The organism is Saccharopolyspora hattusasensis (assembly GCF_050972075.1).
Classification (GTDB): domain Bacteria; phylum Actinomycetota; class Actinomycetes; order Mycobacteriales; family Pseudonocardiaceae; genus Saccharopolyspora; species Saccharopolyspora hattusasensis.
Genome location: NZ_JBPCDC010000001.1, coordinates 2,475,422 through 2,494,938 on the forward strand (window position 1 = coordinate 2,475,422; position 19,517 = coordinate 2,494,938).

The window sequence follows — 19,517 nt, forward strand, 5'->3', positions numbered from 1 at the left end:
TTCTGCTGCGTCACCCTAGCGCTCCAACGCCTCGTGCCCGCATCACCCGAGGGCGGGGTGCGCAGCGCACATCAACTATTCTGCGCGAGCCCCCATGTCAGCTACGCCGAAGGACGCGCGAAGTGGCGGGAATCCTGCCGAGTCCGCTGTTGACCGGACCGAGCCCGATCGACGAACCGCGCCGGGCTTCGGCCGTTCGGCTACCGCTGCGCAGCACCGTCGTCGAGCTGCTGCTCAGCGCGTTCGTCGCGGCGGTCGTGAGCCTGGTGCTGCAGTTCGGCATCGCCCGGCTGAGCATCAGCGAGCCCAGCTTCGCACCGGAAGCGCTCGCGGCCACCAGCAGCGCGCTGGTGCTGGCCCTGCTGTTCCTGCTGCTGGCGTTCGGACATCGCCGCTCGCCGCGCTGGCTGCGATTGTTCGGCGCCTGGGTGGCGCTCAGCGCGTTCAGCACGTTCGCGCTCGCGATCCCCTTGCAGGCCACCAGGTTCTACTACGGCGGCTCGTCCGTGGACAACGGGTTCCGCCTGCAGTACATGACCCGGATGGCCAGTACCCCGGGCCTGGCCGACCTGAACTACGCCGACACCGCTCCCTACTACCCGGGCGGCTGGTTCTGGCTGGGCGGCCGGTTCGCCAACCTCATCGGCTGGGAGGGCTGGGCGGCGTACAAGCCGTACGCGCTGGCCTGGGTGGCGGTGACCACAGTCGTCGCGTTCACGCTGTGGAGCGTCGTGGTGCGGCGCCGGCTGGCGCTGCTCGCCGCGGTCGTGACGGGGCTGGCCGGGATGCTGCACGGCATCGAGGAGCCCTACGCCTGGCCGTCGGCGGCGTGGCTGGCACCGATCGCCGTACTGGCCTGGCACGCGCTGCGCCGCCGGGACCACGCTCCACGGTGGACACTCGTCTGCATCGGCGGCTACGTCGGTTTCGCGGCCATCACCTACACCCTGCACTTCGGGTTCGCGGTGCTGATGGTCGTGCTGATGGCGGTCATTACCGGAGTGTTCCGGGTGCACCAGGGGGAACGACTGTGGCCGACGGTGCGGCAGCTGTTCTTGCGGCTGCTGCCGATCGGCATCGTCAGCCTGGTCATCGCGCTGCTGGTCTGGCTGCCCTACCTGCTCTCCACCCACCTCCTGCTGGCCAACCCGCGCAGCGCGGCGCAGCACTACCTGCCCGAGGACGGCGCGTTCCTGCCGGTGCCGATGATGGAAGGCACCGCGTTCGGGGTGCTGTGCCTGGCCGGTCTGGTGTGGCTGCTGCTGCGGTGCCGGCGCAACGAGGTCGCCGCCTCGATGCTGAGCATCGTGCTCGCGGTCTACGGCTGGTTCGTGCTGTCGACGCTGGCGCTGGTCGCCAAGACCACGCTGCTGGCGTTTCGCCTCAACGTGATCCTCGACGTGACGCTGGCCGTCGCCGGCGTCTTCGGCCTGCTGGAACTCGTCGGCTACCTGCGGCAAAAGCTGGACACCCGGCACGCGCTGCGGATCAGCATGGTCGCCACCGCGCTCGGGCTGCTCGGGGCGATCACCATCAACCAGGGCGCGATCGGGTTGGCGCTGCAGCCGTCCGTCGAACGCGCCTACGCGGACTACTACCCCACCGGCGACAACGCGATGGGACAGCGCGACCCGGCCAAGCCCGGCTCATGGACCGATGACGAGATCCGTGCGATCGCCGAGCTGACCGGCCGCAAGCCGGTGGACAACGTGCTGCTCACCACCGACTACAAGCTGATGTCCTTCCAACCGTACTGGGGCTTCCAGCAGGAGACTCCGCACTACGCCAACCCGCTGGCGGACTACGAGGCGCGCGCCGCGGAGGTCCAGGAATGGACCACCGCGAAGACCCCCGACGAGCTGCTGGGCATGCTGCGCAAGAGCCGGTTCAAGACGCCCAACGTCTTCGTCCTGACCAACCCGGTGAGCCCGCACTCCGATGTGGAACTCCCGGCGGACCAGTCGGGCAAGCTGGTGCTGCAGCTGAAGGGCGACGCCTTCCCACAGCTGCCGAACGTCCGGGACTACGACGTCTACTTCGACCCGGCCGTGTTCGACTCGCCCGCGTTCGCTAAGCGCGAGGTCGGCCCCTACACCATCATCGCGCTGCGCTGACGGGTTCCGCCGCGGTTCTGCGGCGGATGCGGTAGTTCACGGCGGCCAGCGCGAGGGCGACCGACCACAGTGGCCAGAGGTAGACGGGCAGCACGATCAGCACGTCGTCGGGGCCGAACGCCTCGGTGAAGGTCTGCATCAGGAGCAACTTGGATGCCGCCATCACCAGCACAGACACCCGAGGGCCGGTGCCACAGCGAGGTCGACCGGAACCCTCCTGCCGGCCGCCCGCGGGATCCAGCGCGGGAACCGTTGCCCCACGGACGGATCAACCCCCAGGTGAGCACCGCGCCCCCGGTCGCCGCCGCGGCGAGCCCGGACGGAGCGAGCGTTCCTACGGAGCCGTCGTCCAGGGCGAACCCGGGCACCTGCAGGACCATCAGGAACCTCGAGATCGCGTAGCCCAGCGGTACCGCCATGGCGATCACCGTCCACCTCCGGGTCCGTGCCGCGGCCCGCTCGTGCGCTGCCTCCGGCTCCTTCCCAGGGGCGTTGGCCGTCGCGCGAGCCACCTGCATCCACAGCAGGCTCGCGGCCCCGGCGGCAACGCCGAGTTCTACCAGCAGCGAGGGGGATGCCAGCAGGCTCAAGCGTTCGGCGTGCCCGGTCAGCAGCGAGATGGTCAGGAACGGCACGTATCCGAACACCGCCAGCACACTCGCGTCCAGCAGCAGGATCAACCCGCCGATGGCGGCCACCCGGACCGCGCTGGCAGTTCGCCCGCCGCGCCGGGCGAAGACTGACGCAGCGGCGGTTAGCGCGCCGACCGCGACCAAGACCAGGTGCGCGGCGGTTTGCGGGAGGCATTCGAGGGATCGCCCGAAGTTGTCGGCGGAATCGGCCATCGGATTCGTGCTGCCCGACGCCCAGCAGACAAGAGACTCAGACCACGCCGTTCTCGTACGCCCAGATAACCGCGTGCAGCCGGTCGCGGACCGCGAGCTTGCGCAGGATGCTGCCGACGTGGGTCTTCACCGTCGTCTCCGCGAGGTGCAGCTCTGCGCCGATCTCGGCGTTGGAGGAGCCCCGTGCCAGCGAGACGAGCACGTCGCGTTCCCGGCCGGTCAGCGCCTCCCACCCGGGCCCCTTCCGACGGGGCGGACCAGCGAAGTGCCGCCCGCCAGCGCGAAGACCAGCAGCGCCAACACGCCGTCCAGCACCAGCCGGCGGTCCGGCCACGAGATCCGCATCTGACCACGGTAGCCGCGCGGACCTGGGCGAAACCTCCTCCTCGCGGAGGAGTTCTTGCCTGTGGGCCGGCTTGCTCTCGTTAAGGAAGCCGCAATTTCCATTGAAATCGGACCTCCTGAGGTTTCGCAGTTTTGGTGGTGACACGATCGGTTGATCTTGGTGTCGGGTGGGGGTGGCGGGGCCGGAGATAGCGGAAGCATCGGCGTGCTACTAACCGCCCGCTGATGGGGAGATTCGCCGATGCTTCCTGCTGGAACCGTACTCGCGTCCTTACTGTCTGTGCTGGAGGGGGTGCGGTTGGTGTTCACCGCGCCGACGTTCATCACGTTCACGCAGCTGGTGACGGGGCTTTTGGCGGCCACGGGCCCGCGGACGGTGACCGGGATGTGGGGCGCGGCGGGGCTGGCGGGGGTGTCGCATCACGCGCGGGCGCACCGGTTTTTCTCCGATGCCCGCTGGAGTCCGGACGCCCTGGGGCTGGCGCTGGCCCGGCTGGTGGTGGCCCGTCTCGTCGATGACGGCCGGCCGTTGCGGGTCGGCATCGACGACACACTGTTCCACCGCTACGGTTCCAAGACCCACGGGGTGTTCTGGCAGCACGACGGCTCGGCCAAAGGCCGTGACGGTATCGGCCGCGGTAACTGTTTCGTGGTCGCCGGGCTGATCGTGACACTGCCGTTCATGGCACGCCAGGTGTGCCTGCCGGTGCTGTTTCGCTTGTACATCCCCAAGAACAAGTCCGGGATCTCCAAACCCGATCTCGCGCGGGAACTGGTAGGGCTTGTGGCGGCAGCGTTTCCCGGACGCCAGATCGACGTCGTCGTCGATGCCGCCTACCGTGGCCCGGCCTGGCGCACCCCGTTCCCGGCCAAGGTCACCTTCACCACCCGCCTGGCCTCCAACGCCGTGCTGTACGGCCCGCGCCCGCCGCGCACCGGCCGGCGCGGGCGCCCCCGGCTCAAAGGCGACCGGCTGGGTACCCCCGCGGACCTGGCCGCTACCGCCACCTGGCGGCGCACCCGGGTGCGCCGCTACGGCAGTACCGACACCGTGCTGATCGCGGTGATCCCGTGTCTGTGGTGGGGATCGCTGTACACCACCCCGGTGGTCGTGGTGCTGGTCAAAACCCCCGACTCCACCAAGCCCTACGACATCGCTGTGGTCTCCACCGACACCACCGCCACCGGCGAAGCCCTCATCGCCCGCTACGCCGACCGCTGGTCGATCGAGCAAACGATCAAGGACTGTAAAACCCTCCTCGGCACCGGTGAGACCGCCAACCGGGTACCCGCCGCCGTGCAGCGCAGCGTGCCCTTCACCATGCTGGGCCTGACCATCCTTATCCTCTGGTACGCCCAGCACGGCAACGCCGTGACCGACCTGGCCATCGCCCACGCCGGCCGACCCTGGTACCGCCGCAAGACCCACATCAGCATCGACGACATGCTCATCGCCTTCCGCCGAGCCCGAATAACAACGATCAGCGCAGGTCACAACACACCTGATCAAAACCCGACCAGTCCCCCGACCAGCACCCCCACCGCCGCATAACCGATCGCGGTAGGGACCGCCCTCGCGGGCGGCCCCCCGCACAGATCCCAGCGTGCGCTACTAACGCACTGGGCTCCTGCCTCGGGTCCTGGCATCAAAGCGCCTCTCAGGGAAGGGATGCTTCACGCGGGCGGGTGGTAGCCATCGAGTCTCGAGGCGGTGCATCCGCGTCCAGTCAAGGCGAGTGCGTTGGCTTCGGCACCGCAGCGCCTTGTACCAGTGCCGCGTTGCCTGGGTGCGGAAAGCCGCAACCGCGTCGGTGTTGCCGGGCACGGCGTAGTAGGCGAGGTGTCCGCTTACCACGCTGGCCAGCCACAGCCCCTGTTCCGGGATGGGCAGATGCCGACGTCGCTTGAGCTGGTCTTTGACCTCGGCCAGCTTCGCCCGCATCCGTTTCGAGATGGTCTTACGCTTCACCCAGAACCGCCCGGTCCTCGTTTTACCGCAGATGTGCGTGAATCCAAGGAAATCGAACGTCTCGGGCTTCCCGACACCCCGCGCCGCTCGGGCTCGGGCGGCGTGCCGACCGAACTCGATCAACCGGGTTTTGTCGGGGTGCAGCTCCAAACCAAACTTCGCGAACCGCTCGCGAAGACCGGCAAGGAATCGCTGCGCGTCCTCCTGATACTCGAATCCCGCAACGAAGTCGTCCGCGAAGCGCACAATGATCATGTCACCGCGCGCATAGCGGCTCCTCCACCACTGGGCCCACAAGTCGAAGACGTAATGGAGGTAGACGTTCGCGAGCAGCGGCGATGCCGATGCCCCTTGTGGTGCTCCCTCCGAGGTCTCCGACAGTTCCCCGTTCTCGATGACCCCTGCGCTCAGCCACTTGCCGATCAGACGCAGGACCCGCTGATCCGCAATCCGGTGCTCCAAGAACTTCACCAGCCAACGATGATCAAGATTGGTGAAGAACTCGCGGATATCCGCGTCGAGCACCCAGTTCACCTTCTTCCGCGAAATCCCGACCGTGAGCGCGTCCAACGCGTAATGCGGGCCGCGCCCTGGCCGGAACCCGTAGGAAAAACCCAGGAAGTCCACCTCGTAGACGGCGCCGAGCACCTCGACAACGGCCCGTTGGAGGATCTTGTCCTCCAACGTGGCGATGCCCAACGGTCGTTGCCGCCCATCCGCCTTCGGGATGTATACGCGCCGCGACGGACTCGCCCGGTAAGCGCCGCTGTGCACCCGCACGAGCAGGTCCCGGAGGTTGGCCTCCAACTCCTGCCCATAGTCCTCCCACCTCACACCGTCCACTCCCGGCGCGGCCTGTGGGCGAATCGCCCAGTAGGCCGCCCGAAGACGATTCAGGTCGACGTGGTGCAGCAGCGCGGTGAACCGCGCTTCCTTGTCCCTTCGAGCTACTTCACGCACACGAGCCAGCCCGTGTGGCACGCCTGGCCCGGCCCTGTGTCCGGGACGTGTCGGCCTGGCCGTGTTCCCCTTGGCCAGCCCCCTTTCCTCCACCACCTCCGCGACCGAAGTCTTGTTCGGCGGCTTCGCAGGTACTACGGGGCTGTCAGACTCCCCACGCTCGTTCATCTCAGGCTTACCGCCTCAGCGTTTCCTGAGCGGCCCGCCCGGCCATCACACCGACGGGCGAGCGTGGGATCTCCCGGTTCTCGCGCATGACGATTCCGTACATGCACAGGTTCTCCGACCGCGCGGGGTCCCCTGACGACTCGCGCATAACGTCGCCAGCGATGTTGCCTTCCGCCTGTTTCGACGACGTCGGCACCCCGGACACCTTGATTTCGCGGCTCAATAGCCCAGCCTGCACGTACCCCTGTCAACGCTTCGCCGACGCCCTCACGGACGCCAACGCATGACTCGGGGCCACCGTGGGTCGCTGGCCCTTCGATGGTCGCGGTAGGGACCGCCCTCACGGGCGGCCCCCCGCACAGATCCCAGCGTGCGGAACTACCGCACTGGGCTCCTGCCTTAGTGGTCGAGTTCAGAATTCCTTCGGGGGTTGACTTCAGGTCCGGTGTTGTGTGTGTCGCCCGGTCAGATGTCGGGTGCGGAGAGGTGGAGCTGGCAGGCGCAGTCGAGGGCGTTTTCGGGGGTGCCGGCGATGCCGCCGGTGGGCAGGAGGGAGTCCTCGTAGCGGTCGCTGCTGGCGTAGTAGAGGGCGAAGCCCCACCTGCTGGCGGTTCCGCCGTAGCGCAGGCGCATCAGCTTGACTCGTTCGCCGTCTGCACGTTCTGCCTCCACGTAGGCGAAGGCTCCGCGGTGGCGGACGTGCAGCCGCCTGATCTGCGGCCAGGCGGTGCGGGCGTGCTCGCCAAGGCGCTGTTCGAGCGAGAGTCGGGTGGACTCCGAAGGTGTGGGCATGTCAGCCATCCTGTCTGATGGGCCGTGGGGTGGGGTACGGCAGGATACGGGCTGTCGTGATCCACTCCTTCTCGATCGGCCCTCGCCTGATGCCTGTTGCCCCGGCCCGCCCGATAACCTTGACCGCTGCCGAGCGTAAGCGGCTGAAGACGATGGCCTACGGCTATAAGACCGAGTACCGGCTGCGGGTGCGCGCACAGGTCGTGCTGCACGCGGCACGCGGACGTTCCAATGCGCGGGTCTCCCGTGAGACGGGGCTGCATCTGGACACAGTGCGCTGTTGGCGGGGCCGGTTCGCCGAGCACGGCCTGCCTGGCCTGTCCGACCGCGAACGCAGCGGACGCCCGCCGTCGTTCAGCGCGCTGCACGTCGCCGAGGTCAAAGCCCTCGCCTGCCAGCTGCCCGCCGAGACCGGTACTCCGTTATCGCGCTGGTCATGTCCGGAACTGGCCCGTGAGGTAGTCGCCCGGGCCATCGCTGGATCGGTCTCCGCTTCCACCGTGCGGCGCTGGCTGGCCGACGACGCGCTCAAGCCCTGGCAGTGCCGGTCGTGGATCTTCATCCGTGACCCGGACTTCCGCGCCAAGGCCGGCCGCGTCATGGACCTGTACGCCCGCACCTGGGGCGGCGTCCCGCTGGGCGAGGACGAGTACGTGATCTCCGCGGACGAGAAGACCTCCATCCAGGCCCGCTGTCGCTGCCACCCCACCCTGGCGCCAGGCCAGGCCAGGGCGATGCGCGTCAACCACGAGTACGACCGCGGCGGTGCCCTGGCCTACCTGGCCGCCTACGACGTCCACCAGGCCAAGGTGTTCGGCCGTACCGAACCCACCACCGGCATCGTGCCCTTCATGAACCTGGTCGCCCAGGTCATGAGCCAACAACCGTACGCCAGCGCCAAACGCGTCTTCTGGATCGTCGACAACGGCTCCTCTCACCGAGGGCAGAAGGCCATCGACCGCCTGACCAAGGCTTTTCCGAACGCCGTCATGGTCCACACCCCCGTCCACGCCTCGTGGACCAACCAGATCGAGATCTTCTTCTCGATCGTCCAGCGCAAGGTCGTCTCACCCAACGACTTCACCGACCTCAACGAGATCAAGGACCGGCTCCGAGCATTCGAAGACCGCTACAACGCCATGGCACAGCCGTTCCAGTGGAGGTTCACCACCTCCGACCTGGACGATCTGCTGGCCAGACTCGACCGGCACACCGCCGATCACCAGACAGAATCCTCCGTCGCGCTGGCAGCATGATCAACCCCCGAAGGACTTGCGAACCCGACCACTTAGGTTCTGGCGGCGAAGCGCTCGCTGGGCCAAGGATGCGTGATACGAGCCTGCGGTAGCCACCGGTTGGCCAGCCGGTTCATCCGTTCCCAGGTCAAGCGGGTGCGCTGGCTACGTCGCCGAAGCGCCCGATACCAGTGCCGTGTCACCTGATCCCGGAAGTCGTTCACCGCTGCGCTGTTGCCGGGCACGGCATAGTAAGCAAAGTGCCCGCGCACCACGCTGGCCAGCCATGTGCTCTGTTCGGGGACGGACAGATGCCGGCGTCGCATCAGCTCGGTCTTCACCTCACCATGCTTCGCCCGCAACCGCTTCGAGATCGTGAACCGCCGCAACCCGAAGCGTCCGGTCCGGGTCTTTCCGCAGATATGCGTAAAGCCCAGGAAGTCGAACGTCTCCGGCTTGCCCAGTCCCTGCTTCCGTCGATTCCCGGCGGCGAACCGGCCGAACTCGATCAGTCGCGTCTTCTCCGGGTGCAGCTCCAGCCCAAACTTCGCGAACCGCTCGCGAAGCTCGCCGAGGAACCGCTCGGCGTCCTGTCGATACTCGAACCCCACGATGAAGTCATCCGCCCACCGCACGATGATCACGTCACCGTGCGCGTGGTGGCTTCTCCACCAGTCAGCCCACAGGTCGAGGACGTAGTGCAGGTAGACATTGGCCAAAAGCGGGGACGCCGATGCCCCCTGCGGTGAGCCCTTGTCGCTCTGCGTCCACGTCCCGTCCTCGACGACCCCCGCAGCCAACCACTTGTCGATCAGCCGCAAGACCCGCTTGTCCGCAATCCGGTGCTCAAGAAACTTTCTCAGCCAAGCCCGATCAAGCTGACCGAAAAAGTCACGGATATCCGCGTCAAGCACCCAGTTCACCTTCTTCCGCTCGATCCCGACCGCCAACGCATCCAACGCGTCGTGAGGCTTACGCCCCGGCCTGAACCCATAGGAAAAGCCCCGGAAGTCCACCTCGTAGATCGCGTTCAACACCTCGACGACCGCCCGCTGGACAATCTTGTCCTCCAACGCGGCGATCCCGAGCGGCCGCTGCCGCCCATCTGCCTTCGGGATGTACGCCCTCCGCGAGGGTTTCGCCCGGTACCCGCCGCTATGAACACGGGCATGCAGATCATGAAGATTCGCCTCCAGATCCTGCCCGTAGACCTCCCATGTCACCCCGTCCACCCCCGGCGCGGCGTTCGGGCGAATCGCCCAATACGCCTTCCGCAAGCGATCCAGGTCGACATGGTGCAGCAGCGCGGTGAACCGCGCATCCCTATCCCGTCGTGCCACTTGCCGCACACGAGCCAGCGCACTGGGCACACCCGATCCGGCTCTGTGTCCGGGGCGTGTTTTGCTGGCCGTGTTCCCCTTGGCCGACCCCCTTTCCTCCCCCACCTCCGCCACCACAGGCGCGGCTTTGTTCGGCGGGTTCGCAGGTACTACGGGGCCGTCCGACTTCCCACACTCGTTCATCCCAGGCTTACCGCCTCAGCGTTCCCTGGACGGCCCGCACACAGATCAGGTGAACGGGCGAGCATGGGATCTCCCGGTTCTCGCACATGAGGACTCCGTACATGCACAGGTTCTCCGACCGCGCGGGGCCCACTGGCGACTCGCGATAACGCCGCCAGCAGTGTTGCCTTCCGCCGCTCCAACAACGTCAGCACCCCGAAGTGGGGATTTCGCGGCTCCATAGCCCGGCCTGCACGTACCCCTGTCCAACGCTTCGCCACGCCCTCACGGGTCGTCGACGCATGGCTCGGGGCCACCGTGGATCGCTACTCCTTCGATGTCGGGCGCTTTCATCCCTTTCCTCATGCCGGTTTACCCCGGCGCTTCCTAGAGCTCTCTCATCTCCTTCTCCATGCCGGTTTATCCCGGCGCTCCGAAACCTCAGGAGGTCCGATTTCAATGGAAATTGCGTAGGTCGGAGACGAGACGGCGTCCGGGGTTCTGCCACCTGCGCCGCCACGCAGAACCGGGCCTGAAGATCAGCGCAGGCGGACCGGGAGGCTCTGCAGGCCGTGGATCAACGTGCTGAAGCGCCACCGCACGTCGTCCAGCGAACCGGCCGCGCGGAGGTTCGGGAAGCGCTCGACCAGGTGCCGCACGGCGATCTGCGCCTCCAGGCGGGCCAGCTGCGCTCCCAGGCAGAAGTGGATGCCGTGGCCGAACGCCAGGTGCCCGTGCGCGTCGCGGGTGATGTCGAAGCGGTCCGGCTCGGGGAAGCGGTCCGGGTCGTTGTTCGCCGACGCCAACCCCACCCAGACGATCTCGCCCGCCGGGATCTGCACGCCGCCGTATTCGACGGGTTCGGCGGTGTGCCGGTACGTCCCGTGCATCACCGGGCCGTCGAAGCGCAACATCTCCTCGACCGCGGCGGGCACCAGCCCCGGGTCCGCCACGAGCGCCGCCCACTGGTCGGGGTTGCGCAGCAGCGCCAGCACCCCGTTCCCGATCAGGTTGACCGTCGTCTCGTGCCCGGCGACCAGCAGCAGGAACACCATCGAGACCAGTTCTGGCTCGCTGAGCCGGTCCTCGTCCTCGGTGGCCTCGATCAGCGCGGTGACCAGGTCGTCGGCGGGTTCGCGGCGCTTGGTCTCGATGAGCTGGACCAGGTACTGGGCCATCGCCATGGCGGCCTGCTCCGAATCCTCCGGTGCGTCCACCAGGGCGTTGGTCCAGGCCCGGAAATCGTGCCGTCGGCTCTCGTCCACCCCCAGCAGCTCGGAGATCACCTGGATCGGCAGCGGGAAGGCGAACGCGTCCAGCAGGTCCACTTCGGACTCCTCGGCCATCGCGTCGAGCAGCCCTTCGCTGATCTTCTCGATGCGCGAGCGCATGCCTTCCACCCGGCGCGCGGTGAACGCCTTGACCACCAGCTTGCGCAGCCGGGTGTGGTCCGGCGGGTCCATGTTCAGCATGTGCTCGAGCAGCCCGTCGACGAACTCCCGGCGGTCCACGTCCGGCGGCAGCTTCGCCTGGATCACCTCTTTCATGCGGGCGTTGTTCTTGCTCAGTCGGGGATCCGCCAGCGCGGCGCGGGCATCGTCGTACCGGGTGATCACCCAGACCTCCAGGCCGTGTCCGGTGACCATGCGCTGGACGGGCGTGGCGGCCCGCATCCGGTCGGACCAGGCGTGCACGTTCTGCACGAAGTCGTGGTCGAAGACGGGAAGATCGGCGTGCGCCTCGGTGGTGGACATCGGATTCCTTCGCGTTCGGCAGCGTTGACCGTGACTCCAGTGAACAGCTTTCACATTGAGCTGTCACGCCGATCTGAGAACCACCTCAGCCAATGCGTTCCACCAGACCCATGCGCACGTTGGGCCCTAGGAGCTCTTGAGTCCGATGAGCTGTGTCCTTGGTCGACGCCCGTCCCGGCGCGGTGCGGCCGGACGTGCGGGATCAAAACCACGTGCCGTTTACGCTTGGGTTGACCCGAGCGGGTAGCGTGGCACGACGTGGCTGGCCCTGATCCCGTGGACGTACGTCTGCTGAGCGTCGTCGCCGAGATGGGCCGTGCGGCGGTTCCCGAGATCGCCGGTCGGCTCGGCATGGACGTGCGTGACGTCGCCGCACGTCTTGCTGCCCTTTCCACGACGGGCCTGCCGCTGATCGTCGGCGTCGAATGCGATCCGCAGGCCATCCGCAACGCGGTCGCCGCCGCGCAGCACTGGGCGGCGCAGCAGAGCATGGCCAGCGGGCCGTACCAGGTGCCCGCGCCGGGCACCGGCGCCCACCCGGTGCAGCAGTCCGGCCCCTACCCGCAGCCGACCGGCGGCTACCCGATGCCCAGCGGCAGCTACCCGATGCCCAGCGGCAGCTACCCGATGCCCAGCGGCGCCTACCCGATGCCCAGCGGCGCCTACCCGGGACCCGCCTACGGCGGCCCGAGCGGCCCGCAGCCGTTCGCCCCGCAGGGTCCGCCGCCGACGTCCTTCCAGCAGCAGGCGGCCCCACCGGGGCCGCCGAACCCGATGAACGTCTGGGGCCCACCGGGGTCGGCCGCGTGGGCGCGCGGCGACCAGCAGGGGCCGGGCGTCCAGCCCGGGCCGCTGCAGCAGCCGGTGCGCAGCGGCAAGGTGGGCACCAAGCTGGACGTCGAGGGCCTGGAAGGCGAGCGGATCACCATCCTCCTCGTGGAGGTCGTGGACCCGGCCGACTTCCTGTTCACCGCCGCGGGCTACGAGCTGCAGGACGGCGAGCGCGCGGTAGTCGTGCACACCGAGCTGACCAACCGCGGGGCGACGCCGTTCGCCTCGCTGCCCGACCTGTACCTGGAGCTGATCGCCAAGGACGGCTCCGCGGTGTCGAAGGCGCCGGTGTCGCTGTCGTCCCGTCCCCCGCACCGCATCGGCGTGCAGCCGGGCGAGACCGCGGGCGGGCACACGGTGTACGTGCTGCCGGAGTCCACCGAGCTCACGACGGTGCGCTGGACGCCCCGCCCCGGGGACGAACAACGCACCCTCACCTGGGACATCACCGACCTCTGACGAGCGGTCAAGCGCGGCGACTTCGGTCCCGCTCAGCGATTTGCCGCGATTTCGCGCGAAATCGCCGCTCCTCCTTCAGGCGAGGTGTCGATTTCGCGCGAAATCGGCGCCCAGCCGACGGTGGAGCGCGGTCCAAGCCAGGCGCTCGGCCCGTAATTCTGGGACGGCCTTGCGTCTGTCCTAGTGATCCGCCGGGGCGAACGGGCGTGTGGTCTTGCGATTTGCGCTGCGGTGTGGAGAGCTGGAGTCATGACCTCTCCGGAGAGCGGTCGCACCAGCGTCGGTGTCCCACGCGAGACGATGCCCGGCGAACGCCGGGTCGCGCTCGTCCCGGGCGTGGTGGAGCGGCTGTGCGCGCTGGGGCTCGGCGTCGTGGTCGAGGCCGCCGCCGGGCAGGCCGCGCTGATCCCGGACGAAGCGTTCGTCAAGGCCGGCGCGACCATCGGTGATCCGTGGTCCGCCGATGTCGTGGTCAAGGTGAATGCGCCGACCGAAGCGGAGACCGGCCGGCTGTCCCCTGGCTCGGCGCTGATCGGCTTCCTGGCGCCGTTGACCGACCCGGACATCGCCGGACGGCTGCGGGCCGCCGGGGTGCTGGGCTTCGCGCTGGAGTCGGTGCCGCGCATCTCCCGGGCCCAGTCGATGGACGCGCTGTCCTCCCAGGCCAACGTCTCGGGATACCGGGCTGTGCTGCTGGCGGCGAGCGAGTGCACCCGGTTCTTGCCGATGCTGACCACCGCGGCGGGCACCGTGAAGCCCGCGTCGGCGCTGGTGCTCGGCGTGGGGGTGGCCGGGCTGCAGGCGCTGGCGACCGCGAAGCGGCTCGGCGCCCGCACCACCGGCTACGACGTGCGACCGGAGGTCGCCGACCAGGTGCGCTCGGTGGGCGCGAAGTGGCTGGACCTGGGCGTTTCGGCGGTCGGCGAGGGCGGCTACGCCCGGGAGCTGACGGCCGACGAGCGCGCCGAGCAGGCCCACCGCCTCAACGCGGCGATCGCGGGCTTCGACGTCGTGATCACCACCGCCCTGGTGCCGGGCCGGCCGGCCCCGATGCTGGTCCCCGCCGAGGCGGTGCGCCGAATGCGGCCGGGCAGCGTGATCGTCGACCTCGCGGGGGCGGCCGGCGGCAACTGCGAGCTCAGCGAGCCCGGCAGCACCGTGATCAGTCACGAGATCACCATCGCCGCCCCGCTGAACCTCCCGGCCGCGATGCCGGAGCACGCCAGCGAGCTCTACGCCCGGAACGTCCAGGCACTACTGGAGCTGACGCTCGTCGACGGGCGCTTCGCCCCGGACTTCACCGACGAGATCCTGGCCGCCACCTGCATCAGCCGACCGGACCCGACATGACCTTCGACGACGAGGCGAGGGGCACCCGCCCGAGGGCCCTCAACCGACCACTTCCAGGCGAACGGGAGGAGGAGCGATGTTCCTGGCTGATCTGGCCGTTCTGGTGCTGGCGGGGTTCGTCGGCTTCGCGGTGATCTCTAAGGTGCCGAACACGCTGCACACCCCGCTGATGTCCGGCACCAACGCGATCCACGGCATCGTGCTGCTCGGCGGCGTGCTGGTGCTCGGGTCCGGTGTCGACAGTGTTGTGTCGCAGCTGCTGGCGCTGCTGGCCATCGTGTTCGGGACCATCAACGTGGTCGGCGGTTTCCTGGTCACCGACCGGATGCTGGGCATGTTCAAGCGGAAGCCGGACGCGGTGCGCAAGGGTGCTGGCAAGTGATCACGCTGCGATCGGTGCTCTACATCCTGGCGTTCGCGCTGTTCATCTACGGCCTGATGGGGCTGACCGGCCCGCGCACCGCGGTGCGGGGCAACGCCATCGCCGCGGCCGGCATGGTGGTCGCCGTCGTCGCCACGCTGCTCACCCCGGGCCTGAGCAACTGGTGGCTGATCGTGTTGGGTCTGGTGATCGGCACGGTCATCGGGGTACCGGCCGCGCGGCGGGTGAGAATGACCGCGATGCCGCAGATGGTCGCGCTGTTCAACGGCGTCGGCGGCGGCGCGGTGGCGCTGACCGCGTGGGTGGAGTTCCGGGAGACCACCGGTTTCCAGGGCGAACCCGCCAACGTGGCAATCGCGACGCTGTTCGCGGCGATCATCGGATCGATCTCGTTCTGGGGCTCGCTGGTCGCCTTCGGCAAGCTGCAGGAGATCGTGCCGGGCCGCCCGATCACCGTCGGCCGCCTGCAGATGCCGCTGAACGTGCTGCTGCTGGCCGGGGCGATCGGCTGCGCCGTGGCGATCGGGCTGGGCGGCAGCGCCGAACTGCTGCTGGTGGCGGTGCTGGTGCTGGCGGGGCTGGCCGGGATCGCGGTGGTGCTGCCGATCGGCGGGGCCGACATGCCGGTGGTGGTGTCGCTGCTCAACGCGTTCACCGGGCTGTCCGCGGCGGCGGCCGGGCTGGCGTTGAGCAACACCGCGATGATCGTGGCGGGCATGCTGGTTGGCGCGTCCGGTTCGATCCTCACCGACCAGATGGCCAAGGCGATGAACAGGTCGATCCCGGCGATCGTGGCCGGTGGGTTCGGCGGCGGCGAGGCCGCGGCACCGGCGGTCACCGGCGGCACGGTGCGTTCGGTCAGCGCGGCGGACGTTGCGGTCCAGCTCGCCTACGCGGGTCAGGTGATCGTGGTGCCCGGCTACGGCATGGCGGTCGCGCAGGCCCAGCACGCGGTGCAGGACATGGCGAAGTTGTTGGCGGACAAGGGGGTCGTCGTCGACTACGCGATCCACCCGGTCGCGGGCCGGATGCCCGGCCACATGAATGTGCTGCTCGCCGAAGCGGACGTGCCCTACGAGCAGCTGAAGGAGATGGACGAGATCAACGACGAGTTCGCCCGCACCGACGTCGCGCTGGTGATCGGCGCCAACGACGTCACCAACCCGGCGGCCCGAACCGACCCGAACTCGCCGATCTACGGCATGCCGATCCTCAACGTCGACCAGGCGAAGGCGGTCATCGTCCTGAAGCGCTCGATGCGAGCGGGCTTCGCGGGAGTGGACAACCCGCTCTACACCGACCCGAAGACCACGATGCTCTTCGGCGACGCGAAGTCCTCGGTCCGAGAAGTGGTCGAAGAGCTCAAAGCGCTGTAGGGGTCCTGAGCCGTGAGCCTGCTGGGCCGCTACGGCTGTCCAAAAGACTCACGCGTCCTTGCCGCGGCGGAAGAAGTTCAGCGGGTTGTTGCGTTTGGGTCGTTCCGGCTTGTTGCGGCTGCGGTACTCAAGCCTCGGCCAGTCCCCCGCGTCGCCCCGCGAACCCTCCGGTTCCGGGGCGCCGTACACCGACGGCGGCGCCGTGCCGATGTCCTCCGCGCTGATGACGTCGCCGAGGCTGGTGAAACCGGTCGGCGGGGTCTGCGCGTCGGCTCCCGGGTCGACCACCGGGATGCCGGTGGGCGGCGTCGGCTCGTCCGCCCCCTCGAACGATCTCGACTGTGCCATCAAGCTCCCTTGCTCGTAACAGGCTTCCGACACCGTACCCGGCTCAACCGTCCTGGTCGCGGAGCTCGTCCAGCGCGTGCTGGAGATCGGCGGGGTACTGGCTCTCGAAGCTGGCCCAGCCGCCGGACGGGTGCTCGAACGAGAGGCTGCGCGCGTGCAACCACTGCCTGGTGATGGCGAGCCGCCGGGCCAGCACCGGGTCCGCGCCGTAGGTCAGGTCGCCGACGCAGGGGTGCTTGATCGCCGCGAAATGCACCCGGATCTGGTGCGTGCGCCCGGTTTCGAGCTTCACGTCCACCAGCGATGCCGCGCGGAATGCCTCCACCGTCTCGTAGTGGGTGATGCTGGGCTTGCCGCCGGTGACGACCGCGAACTTGTAGTCGTGGCGCGGATGCCGGTCGATCGGCGCGTCGATGGTGCCGCGGCTCGGGTCCGGGTGCCCCTGCACCACGGCGTGGTACCGCTTGTCGACAGTGCGTTCCTTGAAGGCGCGCTTGAGCACCGAGTATGCGTGCTCGCTCTTGGCGACGACCATGACACCGGTGGTGCCGGCGTCCAGCCGGTGCACGACGCCCTGCCGTTCGGCGGCCCCGGAAGTCGCGATGCGCACGCCCGCCGCGGCGAGCCCGCCGACCACCGTCGGTCCTTCCCAGCCGGGGCTCGGGTGCACCGCGACGCCGATCGGCTTGTCCACCACGACGATGTCGTCGTCCTGGTGCAGGATCCGCAGGCCCTCTACCGGCACCGCGACGACCTGCAGCGGCTGTTGAGCCGGCGGCAGCGTCACCTCCAGCCACGCCCCGGCGGCCAACCGGTCCGACTTGCCGGCCGGGTTGCCGTCGACGAGCACGTCACCGGATTCCGTCAGCGAGGCGACGGCGCTGCGGGACAGGCCCAGCAGCTTCGAGAGGCCCGCGTCCACCCGCATGCCGTCCAGCCCCTCGGGAACCGGCAGCGTTCGGAGGTCGCTCACGACTCCGAAGCCTTCTTCTTGCGGTGCACCGTGCCGTCGTAGTCGCGGCCCAGCAGCGACATCAGCACGACCAGGATGCCGCCGCAGACGATGCACGAGTCGGCGACGTTGAACACCGGCCACACCGCGCCACCCGGGGCGAAGACCGAAAGGAAGTCCACCACGTGCCCCTGCAGGGGGCCGGGGGCGCGGAAGATCCGGTCGACCAGGTTGCCGCAGGCCCCGCCGAGCACCAGGCCGAGGCCCACCGCCCAACCCGGCGAGCGCAGCTTCGGAGCCAGCCAGATGATCACCCCGACGACGGCGATCGCAAGCAGCGCGAGCAGCCACGTCATGCCGGTGGCCAGCGAGAACGCGGCACCGGGGTTACGCAGCACGTCGAGGTAGAGCAGGCCGCCGAACAGCTCGACCGGCGGGTTGCCCTCCAAGTTCGCCACGACGGCGACCTTGGTGAGGATGTCGACGCCCAGGGACACCACGGCGACCCCGCCCAACAACCCGAGCAGCTTCCCAGACCCGCGCTTGGGCGACTGCTGCGTCGCCCCGGTCTGCGTCTCGGACGCCTGTTCTGCGGCGGTCGGCTCGGTGCCCGCCTGCTCTGCTGAGGACTCCCTCGGGGAGGACTGCTCGGTGCTCACGACCGCCATTGTCCCTGAACCCGCCCGCACCCGGTTCGGCAGGACCACTGCCCGCAATAACAGGACCCGTGAGTACTTTCGGGTGCTATGACGCCGCAATTCACTCACGGCCTTTCCAGCCCTGGTCAGTCGAGGAAGGCGGGCGCGGGGCGCGGGTCGTCAGCGGGCACCCAGTGGCCGTCGACCTGTTCGTAGCGCCAGGCCGGGCCCTCGGCCACCAGCCGCCGCAGCGCGTTCACGAGGCGGTCGACGTGCTCCGCGGTGCTGCCCAGCCCGACGCTGACGCGGACCGCGCGCTCGGTGTCCGAGCCCGCCCGCGAGAGCAGCCGCCGGGTGGCCACGTGTGCGCAGAACAAGCCGTCGCGGACGCCGATGCCGTGCTCCGCGGAAAGCGCCGCGGCCAGCAGGCCCGGGTCCCGGCCGTCGACCGTGAAGCTCACCACGCCGACCCGGTCGTGATCGGCGTCGAACAGGCGGAGCTCGCGCAGCCCCGACACACCGCGCAGCCCGGCCCGCAGCCGGTGCAGCAGCGCTTCCTCGTGCTCGATGACGTCCGTCCAGTTCGCCGCCAGCGTCGCGCAGGCCTTGGCCAACGCGTGCACTCCGACGGTGTTCGGCGAGCCCGCCTCGTGCCGCTCCGGCCCGGTCGTCCAGCTGACCGACCGCTCCTGCACCGACCGGGTCGCGCCGCCACCCGCCAGGTACGGCTCGGCGGCGTTGAGCCAGTCCGCGCGGCCGATCAGCGCGCCCGCGCCGAACGGCGCGTAGAGCTTGTGCCCCGAGATCGCCACGTAGTCGATGTCGAGCTCGCGGATCCGGACCGGCCGGTGCGGCGCGAGCTGCGCGGCGTCGAGAACCGTGCGGGCCCCGCGACGGCGAGCCACCCGCGCCAGCTCCGCGACGGGCCACAGCTCCCCGGTGACGTTGGAGGCACCCGTGATCACCGCGAGCCGCGGTCCCTCCGGACAACCGGCCAACGCGGCATCGAGTGCGGCGATGGCGTCCGCCGGCGTCTCCGGCGCGGGCAGGCGGCGCACCCGCGGGCCGGTCCAGGGCAGCAGCGCGGCGTGGTGCTCGGTGTCGAAGACCACGACGGACGTGCCGCGCGGCAGCGCGCGTCCCAGCAGGTTCAGGGCGTCGGTGGTATTGCGGATGAAGATCACCGAGTCGGTGTGGCGGGCGCCGACAAAGTTCCGCAGCTCGTCGCGCGCTCCCTCGTAGACCCGGGTGCACACCTGGGAGGCGAACCCCGCGCCGCGGTGCACGCTCGCGTACCAGGGCAGCAGCTCGTTCACCGCCGACTGCACGGTCTCCAGGCATGGCGCGCTGGCCGCGTGATCGAGATTCGCGTATCCGATGCGCTGGCCGTTGACCAGCGGGACCTGCAGCGCACCGCCGACCACGGCGGGAATCCGGTAGTCCACATCGGACTGCGCCGGGATTTCGATGACGGCAGACGACACGACGGCCTCCTCG

The 19,517-nt window shown here is 69.0% G+C and carries 19 protein-coding genes; 7 read left to right on the forward strand and 12 right to left on the reverse strand.

Annotated features, from left to right (window positions below; all coding sequences use genetic code 11):
• The first annotated feature begins 122 nt into the window (after positions 1 to 122).
• Complete coding sequence (locus ACRXBZ_RS10900; RefSeq protein ID WP_433879013.1) at positions 123 to 2,114, forward strand: arabinofuranosyltransferase; 1,992 nt, start codon at positions 123 to 125, stop codon at positions 2,112 to 2,114.
• Here ACRXBZ_RS10900 and ACRXBZ_RS10905 read toward each other — a convergent pair.
• The 3 genes from ACRXBZ_RS10905 to ACRXBZ_RS10915 are packed head-to-tail and all read right to left on the reverse strand — an operon-like array spanning position 2,090 to position 3,304.
• A complete protein-coding gene (locus ACRXBZ_RS10905; RefSeq protein WP_433879014.1) occupies positions 2,090 to 2,959 on the reverse strand; it encodes a hypothetical protein in 870 nt (289 codons plus the stop codon). The genes ACRXBZ_RS10900 and ACRXBZ_RS10905 overlap by 25 nt on opposite strands.
• Before the next feature lie 37 nt (positions 2,960 to 2,996).
• Positions 2,997 to 3,161 (reverse strand): response regulator transcription factor, encoded by a 165-nt coding sequence (locus ACRXBZ_RS10910; RefSeq protein ID WP_433879015.1) that lies wholly within the window; start codon positions 3,159 to 3,161, stop codon positions 2,997 to 2,999.
• A 17-nt stretch (positions 3,162 to 3,178) separates the two neighbouring features.
• The gene (locus tag ACRXBZ_RS10915; RefSeq protein ID WP_433879016.1) at positions 3,179 to 3,304 is read right to left on the reverse strand and encodes a hypothetical protein; all 126 of its coding nucleotides are present in this window, start codon (positions 3,302 to 3,304) and stop codon (positions 3,179 to 3,181) included.
• Between the two features lie 241 nt (positions 3,305 to 3,545).
• Between ACRXBZ_RS10915 and ACRXBZ_RS10920 the strand changes: the two genes are divergently transcribed.
• Entirely contained in the window at positions 3,546 to 4,856 is a 1,311-nt protein-coding gene (locus tag ACRXBZ_RS10920) for an IS701 family transposase (protein ID WP_433877961.1), read from the forward strand.
• A gap of 60 nt (positions 4,857 to 4,916) precedes the next feature.
• Here the strand turns inward: ACRXBZ_RS10920 and ltrA (ACRXBZ_RS10925) are convergent, their stop codons facing one another.
• The 3 genes from ltrA (ACRXBZ_RS10925) to ACRXBZ_RS10935 all read right to left on the reverse strand — a co-directional run bounded on the left by ltrA (ACRXBZ_RS10925) (position 4,917) and on the right by ACRXBZ_RS10935 (position 7,193).
• Positions 4,917 to 6,401 (reverse strand): group II intron reverse transcriptase/maturase, encoded by a 1,485-nt coding sequence (gene ltrA, locus ACRXBZ_RS10925; RefSeq protein ID WP_433879017.1) that lies wholly within the window; start codon positions 6,399 to 6,401, stop codon positions 4,917 to 4,919.
• Positions 6,402 to 6,408: 7 nt separating this feature from the next.
• The gene (locus tag ACRXBZ_RS10930; RefSeq protein ID WP_433879018.1) at positions 6,409 to 6,624 is read right to left on the reverse strand and encodes a hypothetical protein; all 216 of its coding nucleotides are present in this window, start codon (positions 6,622 to 6,624) and stop codon (positions 6,409 to 6,411) included.
• A 242-nt stretch (positions 6,625 to 6,866) separates the two neighbouring features.
• A complete protein-coding gene (locus ACRXBZ_RS10935) occupies positions 6,867 to 7,193 on the reverse strand; it encodes a hypothetical protein (RefSeq protein WP_433879019.1) in 327 nt (108 codons plus the stop codon).
• Positions 7,194 to 7,312: 119 nt separating this feature from the next.
• Between ACRXBZ_RS10935 and ACRXBZ_RS10940 the strand changes: the two genes are divergently transcribed.
• Positions 7,313 to 8,449 carry an IS630 family transposase gene (locus ACRXBZ_RS10940; RefSeq protein WP_433879020.1) on the forward strand — a complete coding sequence of 379 codons (1,137 nt, stop codon included), beginning with the start codon at positions 7,313 to 7,315 and terminating at the stop codon, positions 8,447 to 8,449.
• A gap of 32 nt (positions 8,450 to 8,481) precedes the next feature.
• On the opposite strand, the gene ltrA (ACRXBZ_RS10945) is transcribed toward ACRXBZ_RS10940, so the two are convergent.
• Positions 8,482 to 9,798, reverse strand: coding sequence for a group II intron reverse transcriptase/maturase (gene ltrA, locus ACRXBZ_RS10945; protein WP_433879021.1), 1,317 nt, complete (start codon positions 9,796 to 9,798; stop codon positions 8,482 to 8,484).
• A gap of 671 nt (positions 9,799 to 10,469) precedes the next feature.
• Entirely contained in the window at positions 10,470 to 11,684 is a 1,215-nt protein-coding gene (locus ACRXBZ_RS10950; protein WP_433879022.1) for a cytochrome P450 family protein, read from the reverse strand.
• 258 nt (positions 11,685 to 11,942) lie between these two features.
• Here ACRXBZ_RS10950 and ACRXBZ_RS10955 point away from each other — a divergent pair, with 258 nt between their 5' ends.
• From ACRXBZ_RS10955 to ACRXBZ_RS10970, 4 genes are all read left to right on the forward strand, one after another.
• Positions 11,943 to 12,974 (forward strand): Lrp/AsnC family transcriptional regulator, encoded by a 1,032-nt coding sequence (locus ACRXBZ_RS10955; protein WP_433879023.1) that lies wholly within the window; start codon positions 11,943 to 11,945, stop codon positions 12,972 to 12,974.
• A 249-nt stretch (positions 12,975 to 13,223) separates the two neighbouring features.
• The gene (locus ACRXBZ_RS10960) at positions 13,224 to 14,324 is read left to right on the forward strand and encodes an NAD(P) transhydrogenase subunit alpha (protein WP_433879024.1); all 1,101 of its coding nucleotides are present in this window, start codon (positions 13,224 to 13,226) and stop codon (positions 14,322 to 14,324) included.
• Positions 14,325 to 14,400: 76 nt separating this feature from the next.
• Positions 14,401 to 14,706 (forward strand): NAD(P) transhydrogenase subunit alpha part 2, encoded by a 306-nt coding sequence (locus ACRXBZ_RS10965; protein ID WP_433879025.1) that lies wholly within the window; start codon positions 14,401 to 14,403, stop codon positions 14,704 to 14,706.
• The gene (locus ACRXBZ_RS10970) at positions 14,703 to 16,082 is read left to right on the forward strand and encodes an NAD(P)(+) transhydrogenase (Re/Si-specific) subunit beta (protein ID WP_433879026.1); all 1,380 of its coding nucleotides are present in this window, start codon (positions 14,703 to 14,705) and stop codon (positions 16,080 to 16,082) included. The genes ACRXBZ_RS10965 and ACRXBZ_RS10970 overlap by 4 nt, the downstream gene beginning before the upstream one ends.
• Before the next feature lie 48 nt (positions 16,083 to 16,130).
• Here ACRXBZ_RS10970 and ACRXBZ_RS10975 read toward each other — a convergent pair whose 3' ends face one another.
• From ACRXBZ_RS10975 to ACRXBZ_RS10990, 4 genes are all read right to left on the reverse strand, one after another.
• Positions 16,131 to 16,430, reverse strand: a complete 300-nt coding sequence (locus tag ACRXBZ_RS10975; RefSeq protein ID WP_433879027.1) for a hypothetical protein — start codon at positions 16,428 to 16,430, stop codon at positions 16,131 to 16,133.
• Between the two features lie 43 nt (positions 16,431 to 16,473).
• Positions 16,474 to 17,358 (reverse strand): RluA family pseudouridine synthase, encoded by an 885-nt coding sequence (locus ACRXBZ_RS10980; RefSeq protein WP_433883845.1) that lies wholly within the window; start codon positions 17,356 to 17,358, stop codon positions 16,474 to 16,476.
• Positions 17,359 to 17,399: 41 nt separating this feature from the next.
• Entirely contained in the window at positions 17,400 to 18,050 is a 651-nt protein-coding gene (lspA, locus tag ACRXBZ_RS10985) for a signal peptidase II (RefSeq protein ID WP_433879028.1), read from the reverse strand.
• Between the two features lie 116 nt (positions 18,051 to 18,166).
• Positions 18,167 to 19,504, reverse strand: a complete 1,338-nt coding sequence (locus ACRXBZ_RS10990) for an aminotransferase class V-fold PLP-dependent enzyme (protein WP_433879029.1) — start codon at positions 19,502 to 19,504, stop codon at positions 18,167 to 18,169.
• Positions 19,505 to 19,517 lie beyond the last annotated feature (13 nt).